Origin of the sequence: uncultured Metabacillus sp., from assembly GCF_947503125.1 — a bacterium.
Classification (GTDB): Bacteria; Bacillota; Bacilli; order Bacillales; family Bacillaceae; genus Metabacillus.
Map to the genome: position 1 here is coordinate 1 of NZ_CANNCR010000229.1, position 227 is coordinate 227.

Consider the following 227-nt stretch of genomic DNA (forward strand, 5'->3'; position numbering starts at 1 on the left):
TGCCAGCAAGATGGTCCAAACTTATTGGTTTGGCACAAAAATGGCTTATTGAACAATCAGCCTAACTTTTTGTTTGGCAGAGCCCTTGAGCAAAACAGCAATCGGCGAAGCGAACTCTTGACAAACCGAACTTGCCAATGGTTTAAAATGGAAATAACCAAGGGCTATTTAGCATACCTTCTTTTTGTCCCCGTCGCCCTTGTTAAACAGACCGTAAACCATTGGCG

Annotated in this window: 1 protein-coding gene; it reads left to right on the top strand. The window is 43.6% G+C overall.

What is annotated here, in order from left to right; translation table 11 throughout:
- A partial coding sequence (locus tag Q1B07_RS26985; RefSeq protein ID WP_299095895.1) for a hypothetical protein occupies positions 1 to 227 on the top strand: 227 nt, incomplete at both ends.